General features: G+C 61.4%; 17 protein-coding genes, 1 other RNA gene and 1 pseudogene. 9 read left to right on the top strand and 10 right to left on the bottom strand.

The features are described from left to right. Positions 1–85: 85 nt before the first annotated feature. From DXD49_RS08525 to DXD49_RS08515, 3 genes are all read right to left on the bottom strand, one after another. A complete protein-coding gene (locus tag DXD49_RS08525) occupies positions 86–706 on the bottom strand; it encodes a helix-turn-helix domain-containing protein (RefSeq protein ID WP_117794732.1) in 621 nt (206 codons plus the stop codon). Positions 707–1,049: 343 nt separating this feature from the next. Beyond that, positions 1,050–1,241, bottom strand: a complete 192-nt coding sequence (locus tag DXD49_RS08520; RefSeq protein ID WP_117743601.1) for an Arc family DNA binding domain-containing protein — start codon at positions 1,239–1,241, stop codon at positions 1,050–1,052. Positions 1,242–1,304: 63 nt separating this feature from the next. After that, entirely contained in the window at positions 1,305–2,324 is a 1,020-nt protein-coding gene (locus DXD49_RS08515; RefSeq protein WP_117794731.1) for an SPFH domain-containing protein, read from the bottom strand. 394 nt (positions 2,325–2,718) lie between these two features. Here DXD49_RS08515 and DXD49_RS08510 point away from each other — a divergent pair, with 394 nt between their 5' ends. Beyond that, entirely contained in the window at positions 2,719–3,969 is a 1,251-nt protein-coding gene (locus tag DXD49_RS08510; RefSeq protein WP_117794730.1) for an MFS transporter, read from the top strand. A 455-nt stretch (positions 3,970–4,424) separates the two neighbouring features. On the opposite strand, the gene DXD49_RS08505 is transcribed toward DXD49_RS08510, so the two are convergent. The 3 genes from DXD49_RS08505 to trpS form a co-directional block, all read right to left on the bottom strand. Further along, complete coding sequence (locus tag DXD49_RS08505) at positions 4,425–4,757, bottom strand: MGMT family protein (RefSeq protein WP_117794729.1); 333 nt, start codon at positions 4,755–4,757, stop codon at positions 4,425–4,427. A 51-nt stretch (positions 4,758–4,808) separates the two neighbouring features. After that, positions 4,809–5,492, bottom strand: coding sequence for an HAD-IIB family hydrolase (locus tag DXD49_RS08500; protein WP_255413642.1), 684 nt, complete (start codon positions 5,490–5,492; stop codon positions 4,809–4,811). 149 nt (positions 5,493–5,641) lie between these two features. Further along, complete coding sequence (gene trpS, locus DXD49_RS08495) at positions 5,642–6,691, bottom strand: tryptophan--tRNA ligase (protein ID WP_117794728.1); 1,050 nt, start codon at positions 6,689–6,691, stop codon at positions 5,642–5,644. Positions 6,692–6,989: 298 nt separating this feature from the next. Here trpS and DXD49_RS08485 point away from each other — a divergent pair, with 298 nt between their 5' ends. After that, positions 6,990–7,379: a hypothetical protein gene (locus DXD49_RS08485; protein ID WP_118098410.1), complete on the top strand. Its 390-nt coding sequence runs from the start codon at positions 6,990–6,992 to the stop codon at positions 7,377–7,379. An 87-nt stretch (positions 7,380–7,466) separates the two neighbouring features. Here DXD49_RS08485 and DXD49_RS08480 read toward each other — a convergent pair whose 3' ends face one another. Beyond that, entirely contained in the window at positions 7,467–8,225 is a 759-nt protein-coding gene (locus DXD49_RS08480) for an HAD family hydrolase (protein WP_117794727.1), read from the bottom strand. 315 nt (positions 8,226–8,540) lie between these two features. Between DXD49_RS08480 and rpsA the strand changes: the two genes are divergently transcribed. From rpsA to DXD49_RS08465, 3 genes are all read left to right on the top strand, one after another. Then, positions 8,541–9,707, top strand: coding sequence for a 30S ribosomal protein S1 (rpsA, locus tag DXD49_RS08475; RefSeq protein WP_022095232.1), 1,167 nt, complete (start codon positions 8,541–8,543; stop codon positions 9,705–9,707). A gap of 343 nt (positions 9,708–10,050) precedes the next feature. Beyond that, positions 10,051–10,412: RNase P RNA component class A (gene rnpB, locus DXD49_RS08470), an RNA gene on the top strand. A gap of 330 nt (positions 10,413–10,742) precedes the next feature. Beyond that, complete coding sequence (locus DXD49_RS08465) at positions 10,743–11,381, top strand: YigZ family protein (protein WP_199569023.1); 639 nt, start codon at positions 10,743–10,745, stop codon at positions 11,379–11,381. A gap of 67 nt (positions 11,382–11,448) precedes the next feature. On the opposite strand, the gene DXD49_RS08460 is transcribed toward DXD49_RS08465, so the two are convergent. Beyond that, positions 11,449–11,895 carry a C-GCAxxG-C-C family protein gene (locus DXD49_RS08460; protein WP_117794725.1) on the bottom strand — a complete coding sequence of 149 codons (447 nt, stop codon included), beginning with the start codon at positions 11,893–11,895 and terminating at the stop codon, positions 11,449–11,451. 233 nt (positions 11,896–12,128) lie between these two features. On the opposite strand from DXD49_RS08460, the gene DXD49_RS08455 reads away from it, so the two are divergent. The 4 genes and pseudogenes from DXD49_RS08455 to DXD49_RS08440 all read left to right on the top strand — a co-directional run. Beyond that, positions 12,129–13,412: an O-acetylhomoserine aminocarboxypropyltransferase/cysteine synthase family protein gene (locus tag DXD49_RS08455; RefSeq protein WP_117794724.1), complete on the top strand. Its 1,284-nt coding sequence runs from the start codon at positions 12,129–12,131 to the stop codon at positions 13,410–13,412. Positions 13,413–13,553: 141 nt separating this feature from the next. Further along, complete coding sequence (locus DXD49_RS08450; RefSeq protein WP_117794723.1) at positions 13,554–14,858, top strand: MFS transporter; 1,305 nt, start codon at positions 13,554–13,556, stop codon at positions 14,856–14,858. Positions 14,859–15,015: 157 nt separating this feature from the next. Further along, positions 15,016–15,594 (top strand): xanthine phosphoribosyltransferase, encoded by a 579-nt coding sequence (locus DXD49_RS08445; RefSeq protein WP_117762870.1) that lies wholly within the window; start codon positions 15,016–15,018, stop codon positions 15,592–15,594. A gap of 156 nt (positions 15,595–15,750) precedes the next feature. Next, positions 15,751–16,059 (top strand): annotated as a pseudogene (locus DXD49_RS08440) (peptide chain release factor-like protein); the annotation flags it as partial. A gap of 21 nt (positions 16,060–16,080) precedes the next feature. Here the strand turns inward: DXD49_RS08440 and DXD49_RS08435 are convergent. Beyond that, positions 16,081–17,043: a diacylglycerol kinase family protein gene (locus DXD49_RS08435; RefSeq protein ID WP_117794722.1), complete on the bottom strand. Its 963-nt coding sequence runs from the start codon at positions 17,041–17,043 to the stop codon at positions 16,081–16,083. Between the two features lie 84 nt (positions 17,044–17,127). Then, positions 17,128–18,549 (bottom strand): chloride channel protein, encoded by a 1,422-nt coding sequence (locus DXD49_RS08430; protein WP_117794721.1) that lies wholly within the window; start codon positions 18,547–18,549, stop codon positions 17,128–17,130. Positions 18,550–18,621: the final 72 nt, after the last annotated feature.

The raw sequence follows: 18,621 nt of genomic DNA, 5'->3' as shown, positions 1-18,621 counted from the left end.
CAACGAGAATCGCCCCCATTCTGCCACGAGGGGCGGGAACGGGGGCGATCGTGCCGGCGAAAGGCCATCCGGTCTGCAGATCTACCTAGCTCAACATCTTGGCGAGCATGCCGATGCCGACGCCAACCATGCCGCCGGCGATCGCGCCGAGGATGATCTGCACGCCGTTACGCGCGCCCTTGACCCAGGGGTTCATCTCGCGCTCGCGGTGTCCCTCGAGCGTGTCGCGCTCGACCTGCTCGCCGCGGCTGAACGCCAGCACCTCGCGGTACGTGACGAGGTCGTGCTGCTTCTTCATGCGCTCCATATACACGAACGCCACGAGCATCACGACGAGCGCCACGGCGGCGAACGCCGCGGTGGGCGCGATGTGGGCGCCCCAGCCCCATTCGAACTGGAACGCCGCCCACGCGCTCAGCGCCAGGAACACGACCGCGCTCGCGACCGTGATCGTGGAGAGGGCGTTGTACTTCTTAACTGCTTCGTTCATTACCTGTGCCATGGTTTCCACATCTCCTTTGATGAGGGAGTCCACGGTCACCCCGAACACGTTGGAAAGCAGCAGCAGGCTCTGGACATCCGGATACGTACGGCCGCACTCCCAGTTGCTGATGGTCTGGCGCGACACGTAGATGCGCTCCGCCAGATCGTCTTGGGACAGTCCGAGCTCCGTGCGATGCTCCTTGATGTGCGAGCCCAGCTCCATGCGTTTGCTCCCTAGAGGGTCGGGGTGACCCCTGTCGAGAGCCACCATGTCATTGACGCGAGCATCGTACCATCAAAGGTCTTTATATTTGACCCCCACGGGGCAAAATCGAGCTGTCAAAAGGCTTTATATACGACATCTAGCTGGGAAAAGAACGGTCCCCAAAGGCGGATGCCTCCGGGGACCGGTTGGTGCGTATAGAGGGGGCGAGCTTGCTTTGGGTTGGTGTTGGCCCCACCGCTCGGCTCGACTTTGGAGCGGCGGGGCTCAGCTCTGCCTCGACCGCGGCGCGGGGCGCGGCTTTGTCCCGACGTCGGCAGCGGCCGAGCCCTGTCTTCCCAGCTTAGCCCTCCTCGCCTTTGGGCGCGTCCTTGGATGAGGGCTCTTTCTTCGGCAGCCTTCCCGCGCGTTTGAGGGCGTCTCGCAAGATCCATTCCACCTGACCGTTGGCGCTGCGCATCTCATCGTCCGCCCAGCGTTGGACGGCCTCCCAGATAGCGGGGTCTATACGGAGTGGATACTGCTTGCGTGCCATGACGTGCCTTCTTGTTGAATGTGCAATTCTGCACCCGTCCCAAATTACTCATTGGTGTTGGGGTTAGTACAGCGAGCCTGCGTTGAGCACCGGGTGCGCCTCGGATTCACCGCAGAGCACCACCATGAGGTTGCTGGCCATCTGCGCCTTGCGCTCGTCGTCCAGCTCGATGGTGCCGCCGGTGGCCATCTCCTTCACGGCCATTTCGACCATGGAAACCGCGCCCTCGACGATCTTCTTGCGCGCGGCGATGACGGCCTCGGCCTGCTGGCGGCGCAGCATCGCCTGGGCGATCTCGGGTGAGTAGGCAAGATGGGTGAGGCGGGCGTCGTCGACCTCCACGCCGGCGGGTGCCAGGCGCATCGCGAGCTCGCGGCGCAGGGCTTCGGAGACCTCTTCCACATTGGCGCGCAGCGTGATGGCGCCGGCGGCATCGGACTCGTCCTCCAGGTGGTCGTAGGCGTACACGCTCGCCACGTGGCGCAGCGCCGTCTCGGCCTGCATGGCGACATAGCTCTGGTAGTCGTCGACGTCGAAGAGCGCCTTGGCGGTATCGGCGACGTGCCACACCACGACGGTTGCGATCTCGATGGGGTTGCCCATTTTGTCGTTGACCTTCAGGCGCTCGCCATTCAGGGTGCGCACGCGGGTGGAGATAGTGGTGGGGTTGCCCTTGGCGGCCTTCTGCGCCGCGGCCTTGGCGGCCTTGGAATCGCTCATCTCGAGCTCGATCATCTCGCCGATCCCGGCCGATCCGCCCATGCTCTTGCTAAAGAACGGGTTGGCCCAGAAGAAGCCCTCGTCGCGGACGGTGCCCACGTACTTGCCGAACAGGATGCACACGCGCGCCTGGCCGGGCTGCAGCGAGAAGAATCCGTTGAGTGGGATGAACCACAGGCAAAACGCGAGGATGCTGAGGCCGAGCCCCCATCCGTAGACTGCGGGCGCGTCGACGCCGTCGGGCGTGCTCGCGAGCCCGATGGTGCTCCAGATAAAGAGGCCGATGATGACGATGAGCGCCACCGCCACGGCGACGAGCATGCCGTAGCCCGACTTGGCCTTGAGTTGCTTTTCCACGCTCATTGTGAGTTCCTTTCATGACTGCGCCGGCGTTTGCGTGACGTCCCCGGCGCCGCGCTCCAGATTGCGATGGGGAGGAGGCGAGTCCCCGAGCAGTCCGTGCGACTGCTGATTGCATTGTGATATCACATTGAGACCAAGTCAAGGAGAATCGGATGCCGTCTCTCATGGCATAAGTGGTTCGGGGCGCCCGGCATCTACGCTCCGTAGAGGTCTTCCTGTTGCATCTTGGCTCGCAAGTCCCTATAATAGCCCCACTCACGGCTGAAGGTTTACCTCTAGATTTGGAAAGGGGAGCTGCACCATGCTTGCTTCCATGAGGATTTGGCTCTAGCCACGGTCGCGTGAGCGACCGGTACTTCGCTGCATACCACCGATCGCATCAAAGGATTATTCCATGACACAACCGAATCCCTGCGCTTCTTGGAAGCGCTCGCTCGCCATCGTCTGGATCGGCGAGTTCTTCTCCGTGCTCACGAGCTCCATTCTGCAGATGGGTCTCATCTGGCACGTCACCCTCACCACCGGCTCCGCGAGCGCCCTGTCGTTCGTGAGCCTGGCGGCCTTCTTGCCCATGGCGCTCCTCGGCGCCTTCGCGGGCACCATCGTGGACCGCACGTCCATCAAGCGTCTCATGATCGGCGCCGATCTCTTCATCGCGGCCGTGAGCCTCACGCTTGTCTTCGGCTCGCTTCGGGGCGACCTTTCTGTCGCCGTTGTGGCGGCGGTGCTGTTCGTCCGTGCGCTGGGCAGCACGCTCCATACGCCCGCCTTCAACGCGCTCACACCGCTCATCGCCCCGCCCGAGGTGCTCGGCAAGCTGGCGGGCATGCTGCAGTTCATGCAGTCGGGTAGCTATATCATCGGCAACGCCATCGCCGCGGCGGTCTACCCGGCGTTTGGTCTGACTTTCATGATCGCGCTCGATGTCGCCGGGGCGGTGCTCGCGAGCATCGCGGTGGCGACCTCCGGCATCAAGACGCCGGCGCCCGAGCGCCATACGCCCGAGGAGAACGCCGAGGCGTCGCACCACGCGGTGCGGGCCTTCCTATTGGAGACGGCCAACGGGTACCGCGAGCTCAAACGCCATCACGGTCTGTTCGCCATGCTCTGGATCGGCTTCGCCTTCTCGGTCCTGTTCTCGCCCATATCCGCGCTGTTCCCGCTCATGGTGTTCGACCATTTTGGGGGTACCACTACGCAGTCGGCTATCGCGGAGATCGCGTTCTCGGTCGGCATGATCGCGGCGAGCGGCTGGATCGGGGCGACGGGTGGCCTTAAGAACCGCGCGCTTTCGTGCACGCTGGCCATCGGCCTCTTCGGAGCGGGCACGCTCGCGGGCGGCCTCGTGCCCCCTTCCGCGCTCGTTGTGTTTCTGGGGCTTACGTTCGCGATGGGGGTCTCGAGTCCGCTGTACAGCGCGCCGCAGATGGCGCTCATGCAGGAGCGCGTCGATCCCGAGTGCATGGGCCGCGTCTTCGGCCTGTACGGAGCGGTCTGCAGCTGGGCTATGCCCGTGGGGCTCGTCGCATCGACCTTGTTCGCGGACGCCATCGGCGTAAGCGCGTGCTTCGTGCTTATCGGTGCTGCAATGGTGATCCTAGCAGGCATCACCTGGGCGATCCCGAGCATCCGCAAGATTGGGTAGCGCTCTGGCGGAGTGCGTTTCGTTTCGGACGGCTCGTAGGGTCGCTGCGACGTGAAGGGTGGTCGACGGTGCGCCTGCGAGGGCGCCGTCGACCACCCTTTTGTTTAATTCGTCTGGCCCGGCGCCGATCATCATCTGTTCGCCGGGCGATTGCGATGCCGCCGCTTGCCGATACGCGGCTCCTTACGTTGTGCGCATCCCATCGTTCTGGCAGCGTTTCCTGCAGTTAATCTCCAGAGCCCAAGGCGGTGGCCCCTATGAGTAATCTGCTCGAATCCATTCTGCGCGTCGGTATGACCGTGTTCATCGTCGGCCCGCTCACTGCATGGGTCGCCCGCCGCGGCGCGCGCGAGCGCAGCGAGGCAACGGACAGCCTCGATTGCTTCACGGTGCGCATGCCCGCGGGTGGTATGGGCACTGCCGGGGAACGGGCCTGCCTGTCGCTCCTCGCGCCCCTACATCACGCCCGCAGGCCAGCGGTACCGGGTGAGGTCGACTCGGCCGTCGTCGAGAAATTCGACACCCTCGGCTTCGAGCAGCTCACGTTGCGCCTCAGGTCCGCCAAAGGCGAAGCCCGCAGCGAGGCGGCCGTCGGCAAACACGATGCGATGGCAGGGGATGACGCCCGGTTGAGGGTTGACATGCAGGGCATATCCCACGTAACGGGCTCGCCTGGACTCGCCGACGAGCTTGGCGATCTGCCCGTAGGTGGCGACCATCCCCGAGGGAACCTGTGCGACCATCTCGTAGACGCTCTCGAAGAAGCCCTCGCGGTTCTTATCAGCCATCACAAACCTTTCAGTGCGCGGGTATCGGCGCGCCTGCGAGCAGCGGACGCGCTACGCCTCCAAGAACCTCTCGACAAGCTCCTCAAACGCGCCGTCCATGCCCGTGGTCTCGAGCACGGCGTCGCAGTGGGGGCGCACGTCATCGGTGACGTTCGCCACGCCCACGCCGAGTCCAGCGGCCTGGATCATGGAGAGGTCGTTGGCGGAGTCACCCACCGCGATGACCTCGCTCATGGGGATACCGAGCATCTCGGCCAGGCGCATCAGGCCGGCTCCCTTGTTCACGCCTGCGGGCATGAACTCGAGGTAGCGCTTCGAGGAGAACGTAATTTCGACGCCAAGGCGCTGCGCCAGGGGCTCAAGATCGCCCCCGAGCTTCTGCAGCGCGTCAAAGTCCCTGTTCACAAACAGGATCTTCACGATGTCGCGCCCATCCAGGAAGGACAGGTCGGGGTGGTCTGCGCTCGAGATATGCGTCACGCCGCTGATCGAGGTGAGGTACGCACGCTCGTCGTCGTCCGCATCGGGCACGAAGACGTGTCCGTCGGCGACGTTGATGTGCATGCTAAGCCCCAGCTCAAGGCCCTTTTGATAGAGCTGCTCGGCACAGTCGCGCGAGAGTCCGCAGGTGGTGAGCGGGCAGGGGTCGCCCACGCGGTTGATAAACCCGCCGTTGTACGACAGAACGTATCCGCCTTCGAGCAGCGACGCATCGACGGCCGCGAAATTGTGCATTATGGACGAGTACCAGCGCCCGCTTGAGGGGACGAACAGAACCCCCCAGCTCCTTCATGCGCTTGAGCGCGCGGATGTTCGCCTCGGGGATGGCGTGATTGGAGTCGAGGAAGGTCTCGTCCATATCGCTTGCAACAAGGCGGTACATGCTAGTACACCATGCCCATGGCCTCGCGCACCTCGGCGAGCGTGGCCTCGGCGACCTCGTTAGCGCGGCGGTTGCCCTCGTGCAGGACGTCCTTGACGTAGTCCATATCCTGCACGAGCTCCTCGCGGCGCGCGCGGATGGGGGCGAAGTACTCGTTCACGCTTTCGGTGACGTACTTCTTGAGCTGGCCGGAGCCGCCCATGCCGATCTCTTCGGCGATCTCGACCTCGGAGCGGCCGGTGCAGATCGCGGCGGTGGAGAGCAGGCCGGATACGCCAGGGCGCGCCTCGGGATCGAACGTGATCATACGCTCGCCGTCGGTCTGGCTCTTCTTGATGCGCTTGGCGGTCTCCTCGGCCGTCATCGAGATGTTGATGGCGTTGCCGTAAGACTTGCTCATCTTTCGACCGTCCAAGCCGGGCAGCAGCGGCGTGTCGGACAGCAGCGCGTCGACCTCGGGGAACACCTTGCCGTAGCGGTTGTTGAACTTGCGTGCGATGGTGCGGGTGAGCTCGATGTGCGGCAGCTGGTCGCGCCCGACCGGCACCACGTTGCCCTTGCAGAACAAGATGTCGCACGCCTGGTGCACGGGGTAGGTGAGCAAAAGGCCGGTGAGCTCATGGCCGCTGGCCTCCATCTCGGCCTTGACGGTGGGGTTGCGCTGCAGCAGGGCCTCGGAGACGAGCGACAAGAACGGCAGCATGAGCTGGTTTGCCGCGGGCACGGCGGAGTGCGTGTAGATCATCGTCTTGTCGGGGTCCAGGCCGCAGGCCAGGTAGTCGATGACCATGTTGTAGACGTTGTCCTGGATGTTGTCGGTGCTGTCGCGGTCGGTGATGACCTGGTAGTCGGCGATGAGCACGTTGGTGTGCACGCCCATGTCCTGCAGCTCGACACGGCCCTTGAGGGTACCGAAGTAGTGGCCCAGGTGCAGGCGGCCGGTGGGGCGGTCGCCGGTGAGCATGGTGTACTTCTCGGGGTGTTGCGGCAGGTCGGCGCGGATCTGGTTGCTGCGCTCGAGGCTGACCTCATAGCTGAGCTCGTTGGGCATGCTGTCTCCTTTTGGGTTGAGTGCCTGGCCGGCATTGTCGGTCTTGGTTGAAGATGAAGCTACCAGAGAAACGGCGTCTCTTGCCGGAATCAACGATGGTTTTCGCCGTGTTGTCCCGCAGGGTCGTTTCCCTTCTTGGGAAGGAGCCCCTCGATATGCTCGAGCCGCTCCTCATGGGCCACGTGCGCCGCGCGCTCCTCGGCGGCGAAAGCGGGGTCTTCGGGCGTGACGATCTCATCTCGCTGTCGACTCCGGTACCACCGCGACGGCGCTCCTGAGCCTGCTCGTCGACAAGCCGGTGACTATCTACACCACCAACGGCTATGCATGTAGGTTTACGGGCGAGCTTGCTGCTAAGGTGGTGGTAATTGGCGGCGACTTCAACCCCGTTACCTGCTCGCTCACCGGTCCTATGGTTGAGAGCGCGCTGCGCGAGCTGTACTTTGACCGGGCGTTTATAGGTGTCAACGCGGTGGACGAGGACCGCGGCATCATGACGCCAGGTTATCCCGAGGCTATCAAAAAACGTATCGTGATGCAGAATTCCCAGGCGAGTTACGTACTCGCCGATAGCTCCAAGTTCCACGTGTTTTCAAATGTAAAGGTGTGCGACCTGGAGGGCTTTACTGTTATCTCCGACAAGCGCGACGCCAAAATCGGCGAACGCGTCAAAATGATCACGGCCTAGGACACTGGGGCATCGCATCTTGCCCTCAAGCCGTTGCCCACGTAATGAAGCGTGGGGCAAACGTGCGCCCCATTCCTGATTTGGGGACTAGCTTAGTTCGTCGGCTATTTGGTGCTCGTAGAAGGCTTCTGCTACGGCGTTAAAGTCGCGGGCGAAGTCTTCCATGGTTCCACGCCAGGTGGCTCGGCCGGGCTTTCCTTGGCCCACATAGGCGGTTTGAATGCCGCAGTCGGGGCTGGGGAAATCGCGCTTGGGGTCGTTGCCCACCATGAGGACCTCATGTGGCTCGAGCCCCATGACCTGCAGCTGCTCTAGATAATATGTGGCATCGGGCTTGCAGCGCGTAGCGTTGCCCATGTGCGTTACGAGCTCGAAGGGCGCGTCTGTCAGCTCGCCCCAGCCCATGCGGCACTCGATGGCGCCTTGAGGAAAGCTGGGGTTGGTGAAGAGCGCGCAGCGCAGCCCTGCGTCCTGTACGGCTTGAAGCGCGGCGTGCGCACCCGGCATGGCTTTTGCGTTGATCATGTCATCGTTCTTGTACGGCAGAACTTCGTGATCGTAGTAGGTAAACGCCTCGTAGATAAGTGGGTCCGAGAGGCAAATGCCGCACCGGCGCTCGACCTCGGTCTGGTAAAACTCAAGATTGGTGCGATTGTCCGTGCTGCTGCGGCGATTGGCGTTGAGGTCGACCAGGATGGTGCCGAGGCGCGCCATCGTGCCCCCGCGGCTGCGACGTCCGATATCCGCGAGCATCGACGAGACATCCTTAAAATAGCGAAGGATGAACGCGTTGAGGTTGATGCTAAGAAGCGTCTCGTCCATATCGAAAACGACTGCTTTGAGCACGCGGGCACCTTTCTCGAAAAATCGTTCCAGAATCGTATGTCTGGGATACTTTACCCCAAAGCAGTGTGCCTAGCTGCTCATCGTCAACTTGTGGAGACAGTCGTTCACAAGATTGCGAAAAAGTCTCCATACGAGTAAAAAATCGCAGTTCACGCTTGAAATCGAAGCGATTTCCCCGTAATCTATACGAACGTGATTGCATAAGCGTCACATCAGTATCTGTCGGCTCCCGAGTGTTCCTAAACGTTGTGTGCTCGTCGCACCCTTCTGTAGGTCCTAGCAATCGGGGCCCCGTAGTTCGAAAGGGGTCCACCTTTGAGTGAGATTCAGAACTCGTCCATTTTCTCTCTTGACGATGTCAACGAGGAGGAGATGAACAACCTCATCGACGGTACGATTACCGACTTTGATGAGGGCGATCTCGTTAACGGCACTGTCGTTAAGATCGAGCATGACGAGGTGCTCGTTGACATCGGATTCAAGTCCGAGGGCGTTATCCCGGTCCGCGAGCTGTCCATCCGCAAGGACGCTAACCCTGCAGACATCGTTGCACTCGGTGATCCCATCGAGGCCCTGGTTCTCCAGAAGGAGGACAAGGACGGTCGTCTGGTCCTGTCCAAGAAGCGTGCCGAGTACGAGCGTGCTTGGAACCGCATCGAGGAGAAGTTCAACTCCGGCGAGAACGTCGAGGGCGAGGTTATCGAGGTTGTCAAGGGCGGCCTGATTCTCGACATCGGCCTGCGCGGCTTCCTGCCCGCTTCCCTCGTCGACCTCCGTCGCGTCAAGGACCTCACCTCTTACATGGGCACCCGCATCGAGGCCCGCGTCATCGAGATGGACCGCAACCGCAACAACGTCGTCCTCTCCCGTCGCGTCGTGCTCGAGGAGTCCCGTAAGGCCGAGCGCTCCGAGATCCTGTCCAAGCTCAAGTCTGGCATGCGTCTCCAGGGCACCGTTTCCTCCATCGTCGACTTCGGCGCCTTCGTCGACCTCGGCGGTATCGACGGCCTCATCCACATCTCCGAGCTCTCCTGGAACCACGTCAACCATCCTTCCGAGGTTGTCAAGGTCGGCCAGGAGGTCGAGGTCGAGGTTCTCGACGTCGATCTCAACCGCGAGCGCATCTCCCTGGGTCTCAAGCAGACCACCGAGGATCCGTGGCGCGCACTGGTCAAGAAGTATCCCGTCGGCGCTATCGTCGAGGGCACTGTGACCAAGCTTGTCCCGTTCGGCGCTTTCGTCGACCTGGGCGAGGGCATCGAGGGCCTGGTGCATATCTCCGAGATGGCCAACAAGCACGTCGATCAGCCTTCTCAGGTCACCCACGTGGGCGACAAGGTTCAGGTCAAGGTCATGGAGATCGACCTCGACCGTCGTCGTATCTCCCTGTCCATGAAGTCCGCTGCTGAGACTCTGGGCGTCGAGATCGAGGTTACCCCGCTGCCTTCCGAGAAGAAGGACGAGGAGACCGACGCCGAGTAAATCGGTTTGACGATTACTTGTTTTAAGGGATCCGTCCGTAATGGACGGGTCCCTTTTTGCATTTACTGCCGAGATGTTCGGTAGTGCCTGCGCGTAACGCTGCTTGGGCTATTCGCCTGCTATTGAGTTGTCGGTGCATGAAAAAACGCCGACATCCCGCCTCGGGGAGGAGGCGGGAACGCACCGAGTAGACGGAGGGGTGCGGAGCGCGGTCGCGTCTCGACTGACAACGTTGCCCATCGGCGTTCCTATTGTACTGCATGACATGGTTCTTGGTTTATCGTGTCGAGCGCTTGTGTTGTGCCGCTGCCTATGCTGACGGTGTGCTACACTCTTTCACTGCTGAGTGGGCCAGACGGTCGCGCGATGTGCTGCTTGCAGCACGCGTGAGGAAAGTCCGGGCTCCAGAGGGCGGGATGCCGGCTAACGGCCGGGCGGAGTGATCCGACGGAAAGCGCCGCAGAAAAGAAGACTCCCACCTGCGCCGCAAAGCGTAAAGGGAAAAGCTGAAACGGTGGTGTAAGAGACCACCAGCGTCGTGGCAACACGGCGGCTTGGCAAGCCCCATCCGGAGCAAGCGCGAATAGGAACGCTATGGGCCGGCCCGGTCCGCGTTCGGGTAGCGTGCGTGGAGCTGCACGGTAACGTGCAGGCAAGATAAATGACCGTTCACGACAGAACCCGGCTTATAGGCCCACTCAGCACTTTGTTGACGCTGCGAACCCGTCAGCGCGGCAATCTGCCTTTCAAGCCTTCGGGCATGACCATAAGGTCAATGCCCTCAGCTTTCAAGGCACCTTGCTCGCGCTGACGGGTTCTCGCCTTCGACGGCGTCAGCTTGCCGATTTAGCGCTCATTCGTCGGTCGCCGCCATAAGGCGTGCTCCCTCCTCTTTCGGGCCAAATCGACTCAGCTGACGCCGTCTCGCTGTTTTTGCCTGGTCATCGGCGTCGCCGTTCTATTTACCGGGGTAAACGGTACGGCCTTTGCCGTATTATTGAGGCTGTTTGTTGCTTTGCTTGTTGTTGAGGGGCTTTGTTGGACAGCTATTTTACTCTGCAATCGAATATTGAGGCTTTGGGCGAGTTTGTGGACCGTAAGAGCCGGTTTATTGCCCAGCTGGTCCATATTGAGTCTGAGGATGAGGCGAATACCTTTATCGAGATGGTCCGCAAGCGTCATTACGATGCTCGACACAATGTTCCCGCTTGGATTTTGGTCGATGGACGCGAGCGTCAGAGCGACGACGGTGAACCGAGTCGAACCAGCGGCATGCCGACGCTCGAGGTGCTTCGCGGTGCTGGGCTCAAAAATGTTTGCTGCGTGGTAACGCGCTATTTTGGTGGCACGCTGCTGGGGCCTGGTGGCTTGGTGCGCGCCTATACCGCGGCGACGCAGGCGGCGGTGGCGGCGGCTCAGGAGTCCGGGCAGATCGTCGAGATGACGAGCGTCGTGCCTGTTGACGTGCGTGTGGCCTATCCGCAGTATGAGCAGGTGCTTCGCTTGGCGCAGGATTGTGGTGCCAAGGTTTCGGATACCGATTACGCGGATGCCGTGACGATTCATTTGGTGTTTAAGGCGGGGGAGCAGGAGTCGTTTTGCGCCAAGATGCGCGAGCTTATGGCCGGTCGCGAGGAGATCGAGGTCGGCGCTCCCGAATTTGCTGAGTTCTAACGGCGACGGCCGGCGTGCTTTTGGATGGATCCCAAGCGTGCCGGCCGTCGTTTTCTGTTGCTGCCGTTTACTCGGCGAGCTGCTTTAGCATATCGCAGGCGATCTCGACGGCATCGTCGATGCAGCCGGGGCAGCTGCGGAGCGGACCCTTATCCGATCCGATGCCCTTGAGCGTGCCGCAGACGGTCGTCGTGTTCTTCTCGCCAAAACGCTTGGCGATCTCGTGCGACAGCTTGTAGGTCTTGCCCTTGGACTTGGGGTTTTCCATGCCGTCGCTCATTACAAAGCCCATGATGGCCACGGCGCCCGAGATGGCGCCGCAGGTTTCGGTCATACCGCCCATGCCGGCGCCAAAGCCCTCGGTGAGGGTAAAGGCGACCTGGGGGTCGAGTCCGACGGCAGGCGCGAGCGTGCAGGCGACGGCCTGTGCGCAGTTAAAACCGCGGGCGTGGTATTCGGCAGCCTGAGCTTGGCAGGCGGCGGCGTCGAGCTGGGCAGTATCGATTTGCTTCATCGTTGTCTCCTTGATCACGGTGTACCCGCCTATGGTACCCTTGCTGGCGCACTCACTCATCGAGACCCCAGCGCATATCTTATTGTTTTTCGCCATCGAACGCTTTCTTAAGATTTGGGACAAATAAACCTGATTAATTTGTCCCATAACCTATTGGCGGGATGGGTTGAGAGGGGTGCGGGGTAGCGGTATCGTGAACCGAATAAAACAAAACCCAAGTAAGGGAGTCGGATATGAGCGAGCAGACCATCGGTACTACATGTGTTCAGGGCGGTTATCGCCCGGGTGATGCGGAGCCGCGTCAGGTGCCTATCTACCAGTCAACCACGTGGAAGTACGACACGTCCGAGCACATGGGCAAGCTGTTTGACCTGGAGGAGTCGGGCTACTTCTACAGCCGTCTGCAGAATCCCACGTGCGATCTGGTTGCCGCCAAGATTTGCGAGATGGAGGGCGGTACTGCTGCGATGCTCACGAGCTCGGGCATGGCTGCTAACTTCCTTGCGATCTTTAACGTGGCCGGCGCCGGCGATCACGTGGTCGCAAGCTCTGCTATTTACGGCGGTACGTATAACCTGCTCGCCCATACCATGGGCCGTATGGGGCTGACCTGCACGTTCGTCGCCCCCGACTGCACCGATGAGGAGCTGGAGGCAGCGTTTGAGCCCAACACCAAGCTCGTCTTTGGCGAGACGATCGCCAACCCCGCCCTTGCCGTGCTCGATATTGAGCGCTTTGCCAAGGCCGCGCATGACCATGGCGTGCCGCTGATGGTCGACAACACCTTCCCGACGCCCGTGATGTGCCGTCCCTTTGAGTGGGGCGCCGACATCGTTACGCACTCTACCACCAAGTACATGGATGGACACGCTGCCTACCTGGGCGGCGTGATCGTCGACCACGGCCAGTTTGACTGGATGGCCCATGCGGACAAGTTCCCGGGTCTCACCACGCCCGACGAGAGTTACCACGGCGTGACGTATGCCGAGAAGTTCGGTCGCGAGGGTGCCTTCATTACCAAGGCCACCGCGCAGCTTATGCGCGACCTCGGCCCCATGCAGAACCCGCAAGCGGCGTTCTTCTTGAACAGCTCGCTCGAGAGCCTGCATGTGCGCATGCCGCGTCATTGCGAGAACGGCCTAGCGGTCGCTAAGTTCCTGCAGAGCCATCCCAAGGTGCGCTTTGTGAGCTATCCGGGTCTGGAGGGCGACAAGTACTATGACCTGGCTCAGAAGTACATGCCCAACGGTACTTGTGGCGTCGTGAGCTTTGGCTTTAACGGTGGTCGTGCGGCGGCCGAGACCTTTATGAAGAGCCTTAAGCTCGCCCAGATCGCTACGCACGTGGCCGATGCGCGCACCTGCTGCTTGCATCCGGCAAACGCCACCCATCGCCAGATGAACGATGAGGAGCTCATCGCCTGTGGCATCTCCGCCGACATGGTGCGCCTGTCGTGCGGCCTCGAGGACACGGCCGATCTGATTGCCGACCTTGAGCAGGCGCTTGAGCAGTGCTAGGCTAGCGTTCGCACAAGGCGCCGATGCTGGCAGAAAGCTTCGGTGACCTTTCGTTCCGATTCCGTAGGCGGGACCCCAATCGCGACTGTTTGCAGGCGATTGGGGCCCCGTTTTTGCGTTGGGCCACTCGAAAGGATGGATATGGAGAAAACTGCAGGGCAGCTGCGCCGCGAGCACATTGCCCTAGAGGGCGACACCCATGGCAAGAACAAATGGGCGATTCTGTTTACCGTGCTCATCATGACGTTTATGTCGTGTCTGGATTCGACCGTCGTGACCGTGGCGTTGCCCGTGATGCAAAAGGAGCTGGGCGTGGGCCTCGACCACATCCAGTTGGTGAGCTCGGTGTACCTGCTTGCGACATGCGTGGCTATGCTGCCGTTTGGCCGCTTGGGCGACGTGCGCGGCAAGGTGGGCGTATTCCAGCTGGGTGTAATCGTCTTTACGGTCGGATCGTTGCTGTGCGGGCTGTCGAGTTCGCTCGAAGTTCTTATTCTGGCACGCATTGTGCAGGGCGTCGGCTGCGCGGCGGCCATGGCCAATAACATGGGTATCATCACCGAGTCGTTTCCGGCGCGCGAGCGCGGCCGCGCCATGGGCATTCTCGCGACCTTCGTGGCCCTCGGCATGATGTGTGGCCCCGTGCTGGGCGGCATGCTGGTGGCAAGCTTTCCCTGGGAGAGTATCTTCCTCATCAACCTGCCCATTGGCGTCATCTCGTTTATCGTGGGGCTCTACACGCTGCCGCATGTTAAGCCGGAGGCTGGCGAGCGCCCCATGTCCCTGATCGAGGCCGCTCGTCGTTGCTTTGCAAATTCGGCCTTCACCATCAACCTCGCCTGCATGCTCATCGTGTTCGTTGGTATTGGCGCATCAGAGTTTATCCTGCCGTTCTATTTTCAGGATGCCCACGGCTTTGGTTCCGACATTTCCGGATTGCTCTTTTTGGCGCTGCCGATGGTGAATGCCTTTATCGGCCCGCTTTCGGGAACGGTTTCGGACCGTGTTGGCTGCGAGGGTCCCACGGCGGTCGGCCTAGGCGTGTACGTATGCGGTCTTTTTGCGGTAAGCACGCTCGACGAGCACTCTTCCATCCCTGTGATCGTGTGTTGCGTCGCGTTTATGTCGTGCGGTACGTCGATTTTCCAGAGCCCCAATAACTCGCTGTATATGGGCTCGGCTCCGCGCGAAGCGCTCGGCTTTGCGGGCAGCCTGGGTAGCCTGGCGCGCTATGCGGGTATGGCAGTGGGCATTACAGCGGCATCGCATATCCTGTATGGGCAGATGAGCGTGGCGATGGGCGAGGCCGTGACCAGTATTGTTGCAGGTCGTCCGGATGTGTTCCTGTTTGGTTTTCGCTCGGTATTCTACGTGCTCATGGCTGTGGCGGCAGTGGGCTTTGCGCTCGCCATGGTGCGTTTGGTGAGGATACGCGCCCGCCATTAGTGTGTTGGGAGGCTGTCTGCCACGATTCGCGCCGTCCCAAAAAGACTGGTTTGTGGTGCGATGCGGCTTGTGGGGCGGGCGGGGGTCGGTCCGTGGTAGACTACCGAACAACGTTTATTAATCGCGCGGTATCGTTGCCGCGAGAAGGGGTTGCGCCTTGCAGGAGCTTGAGGATCGTATTCGCCATGACGGCATCGTAAAGGCCGGTAACGTCCTTAAGGTTGATGCCTTCCTCAACCACCAGTGCGACGTTGAGCTGTTTGACCACATGGGCGCCGAGTGGGCCCGTCTGTTCGAGGGCGTCGAGATCAACAAGATCCTGACGATTGAGACTTCGGGCATTGGCATGGCCTGCATCGCGGCTCAGCATTTTGGCGGTGTGCCGGTGGTCTTTGCCAAGAAGGCGCAGTCCATCAACCTCGACGGCGAGCAGTATGCCACGACCATCTACTCCTTTACCAAGCAAAAGGAGTACCCGGTCATCGTTGGTAAGCGTTTCCTGTCCGAGGGCGACAAGGTCCTGATCATCGACGACTTCTTGGCCAACGGCTGCGCGCTCGAGGGTCTTATCAAGATCTGTGAGGCTGCGGGTGCCGAGGTATCCGGCATTGGCATTGCGGTGGAGAAGGGCTTCCAGGGCGGTGGCGATAAGCTCCGCGAGCGTGGCTTCCGCGTTGAGAGCCTGGCCCGTATCGCCGATATGGACTGCGAGAACGGCGAGATCACCTTCGCCTAAGCGCGCAACACAAGCGATTGGTATGCGATGTGACAAAGGGACTGTCCCTTTGTCACATTTTTTTGTATGAGGGGAGGTGTTGATATGGATGAGAACAAGATGGGATGGCGCGAGTATGCGGGCTATGCCGCGATGTCGGCTGAGGAGTTGGCGCGCGATTGCGAGGTGCAGGTGTTTCGCGCGACAGGTCCGGGCGGTCAGGGCGTGAACACGACGGACTCGGCGGTGCGCATGAAGCATGTGCCCACAGGGATTACCGTGACGGCGCGCGAAAGCCGTAGTCAGTTCCAAAATCGCGCGAGCTGCCTGCGCAAGCTGCGCGCCGAGCTTGAGCGCCGCGGGCGTCCACCGCGCCGACGCGTAAAGACCAAGGTGCCCCAGCGCTCTCGCCAGCGCAGGCTCAACGATAAGCACTTCAATGCCATTAAAAAGGCCAACCGACGCAAGCCGGGCAGGGACGAGTAGTCGCTTGTTCCACTGGTCTTGCTAGCGGGTGGGATGCCAAACTTGGAGGGCGCCGCCGAGGACGTCGACCTCGATGCGCGAGGCGACAACGGGCTCGCCATCGGCTTGGATGGGGTAATCGGGCTGCTCGAAGGTGAGCTCGGCATGGCGACAGCGGCGCATACGAACCGGCGGCAACTTGGTGTGGTGGCCGTCCTTGGCCGAAAGGAACATGGGTAGGGCAACCGCGCGGGGGACGGGGCCGCAGGCGTAGCATACGTCGAGTATGCCGTCGCAGGGGTCGGCATCGGGACAGATGCGATAGCCCGAGCCATAGGTGGGGCCCAGCTGAATTGCCATGATAATCGCCCGCACGCGCTCGGCGGGGGCGCCGTCAAAGGTGACCGTCATGGGGTAGTTACGATAGCGCAGGCCAAACTGTTCAAGCCCTGTGAGAGTGTAGAGCGGAGCACCCGTCAAGCCGGTCTTCTTGCGCAACTCGGTGGTGCCCAGGCCGATGGCGGCATCGATGCCGACCGAGAGCGTCTGGTCGTAGTACTCCACCGAGGCCTCGCCGCTTCCGCTTGCGGGATTCCATGAGCGAATACGCCCGATGTCCTGACGTTGCAGCTCACAGGTGAGCAGCGCGCCAAAATCCTTACCGGAGAAATCGTCGATTCCGAGCGTCTGGGCAAAATCGTTGCCGGAGCCCACGGGCAGGACGGCAAGGGCGGGACGGACGGCCTCTTCCTGCGTCATGAGCCCATTGACAACCTCGTGGATCACGCCGTCGCCGCCGAGTGCGATAACCGTGCGGAAGCCCTGGGCCTGTGCGGCAAGTTCCTTGGCATGCCCCATGCGCTCGGTCAGCACCAAGTCAAACTGGGACGCGCGCGCCGTCATGTCCAAAAAGCGTTGCAGGCGCTCGGCAACCTCGCGCGCCGCGCCCGACTGGGCAGCGGGGTTGGCGATGATGAGCGTGCGACCAAAATCAGTTGCGTGCATGGGGCGACTCCCGGCGTGTGGCATGACGGTGCGGTCGCGCTCAGGTCGAATTGCCCGATTGTGGCTGCACGGTGATTACTACGTCTACTCTATCAGGTCGTTGTGGCGCTCGATAGCATCCGCCACCGTGCCGCCCTCGTCCACAATAAGTGAACGGCGTTTGGGTGAGATGATGCGCTGCGCGGCATATACGCCGCGGTGTCCGCCGACGAGATAGCTAATAAACGAGACGATGACAAAGAAGCCTGCGGCCGTTCCATGGAACAGGTCGATAGCCATCATGCAGGTGGTGATGGGCACGTTGAGGCCGGCGCAGAAGACGCCGAGCATGCCGAGGGCCGCCATAAAGCTCGGGTCGAGTCCAGCGAGGCAGCCGATCCATCCGCCGAGCGCCGCACCGATGCCAAACAGGGGCGTGACCTCGCCGCCTTGGAAGCCCGCGCCCAGGGTAAGCGCTGTGACGACCAACTTGATGACTGCGTCCGCCAGGGTGGTGTTGCCTGCAAATCCGGCGCCCGAGAGCCAGGTGGCAAGGCCGGCGTAGTCCCAGGCGTCGAGGAGGGCATAGGCGGCCAAAACCACGAGTGCGCCTATAAGTGCGCGAACGAGGTAATTGGTGATAAAGCGACCGTACAGGCTCTTGACGGTTCGAACCGACCAGGCAAAGAGGCGTGCCGTCAGGCCGAAGATAATTGCGCTGATAACAACGATGGCAACCGTCCGTGGTGTCATGTTGGGAACGCTGGCGATGACATTCGCTTCGTACTCGGTACCCAGGGCGAGTGATGTAAAGTAGCCGGTAAACGAGGCGACCAGGCAGTAGATGCCCGCGGTGTAGTCGATCTTGCCGATAAAGCACATCTCCATGCCAAAGAAAGCTCCGGCAAGGGGCGAACCGAATACGGCGCCAAAGGCCGACGAGATGCCGGCGAGCATGAGGTCGTGGTGGTCATGCTTTTTGAGGTGGGCGAGGCTCGAGATGTTGCTGGCGATGGTGCCGCCAATCTGCACTGCGGCTCCCTCGCGACCGGCCGATCCGCCCGTTAGGTGCGTGAGCGTGGAGCACACAAACGTGAGGATGGCCATGCGCGCATGGATGAGTCGTGTGCCCAGAGCGGAGTCGATGACCAGGTTGTTGCCACGCTTGGCGGCGAGACCGTGGTTTTTGTACACCCATGCGGTGGCAACGCCCACAACGGGAAGCAGCGCGTAAATCCACTCATGGTGCTCGCGATAGTCGGTCGCGATATTCAGCGAGGCCAAAAACGCCCAAGCGGCAACGCCCATGGCGAGCGAGACGATGACGACGAGCACGAGCAACTTGGCGCTCGCGAGCATGTTGCGGGCATTGCGGCGAGTGTCGGCGGCCAAGAGCTGCTCAGAGCGGGTGAGCTGGTTGCGACCGCTGATGATCAAGTCGGCCGGAGAGAAGGTTCTGCCGTCTTTGTCCTGACGGGCGTCATCAGACTGGTCGAGTGTATTTTCACGTTTATCGATAAAAGCCATAACGTCCTCTTTTTTGTTGTGATGCATGCATTATAGGACGGCGCCCTCAGTCTCAAGGCGATTGGCAGGTTT

The sequence above is a fragment of the Collinsella sp. TM05-38 genome, from assembly GCF_003466445.1.
Classification (GTDB): domain Bacteria; phylum Actinomycetota; class Coriobacteriia; order Coriobacteriales; family Coriobacteriaceae; genus Collinsella.
This window is presented reverse-complemented; position numbering and strand designations above follow the sequence as displayed.

Coding starts and splice junctions, on each gene's coding strand:
- DXD49_RS08430 (WP_117794721.1), bottom strand. CDS start 18,549: ATGGCTTTTATCGATAAACGTGAAAATACACTCGACCAGTCTGATGAC.
- DXD49_RS08455 (WP_117794724.1), top strand. CDS start 12,129: ATGAGCGAGCAGACCATCGGTACTACATGTGTTCAGGGCGGTTATCGC.
- DXD49_RS08435 (WP_117794722.1), bottom strand. CDS start 17,043: ATGCACGCAACTGATTTTGGTCGCACGCTCATCATCGCCAACCCCGCT.
- DXD49_RS08450 (WP_117794723.1), top strand. CDS start 13,554: ATGGAGAAAACTGCAGGGCAGCTGCGCCGCGAGCACATTGCCCTAGAG.
- trpS (WP_117794728.1), bottom strand. CDS start 6,691: ATGCCCAACGAGCTCAGCTATGAGGTCAGCCTCGAGCGCAGCAACCAG.
- DXD49_RS08525 (WP_117794732.1), bottom strand. CDS start 706: ATGGAGCTGGGCTCGCACATCAAGGAGCATCGCACGGAGCTCGGACTG.
- DXD49_RS08520 (WP_117743601.1), bottom strand. CDS start 1,241: ATGGCACGCAAGCAGTATCCACTCCGTATAGACCCCGCTATCTGGGAG.
- DXD49_RS08515 (WP_117794731.1), bottom strand. CDS start 2,324: ATGAGCGTGGAAAAGCAACTCAAGGCCAAGTCGGGCTACGGCATGCTC.
- DXD49_RS08500 (WP_255413642.1), bottom strand. CDS start 5,492: ATGCACAATTTCGCGGCCGTCGATGCGTCGCTGCTCGAAGGCGGATAC.
- DXD49_RS08505 (WP_117794729.1), bottom strand. CDS start 4,757: ATGGCTGATAAGAACCGCGAGGGCTTCTTCGAGAGCGTCTACGAGATG.
- DXD49_RS08460 (WP_117794725.1), bottom strand. CDS start 11,895: ATGAAGCAAATCGATACTGCCCAGCTCGACGCCGCCGCCTGCCAAGCT.
- DXD49_RS08510 (WP_117794730.1), top strand. CDS start 2,719: ATGACACAACCGAATCCCTGCGCTTCTTGGAAGCGCTCGCTCGCCATC.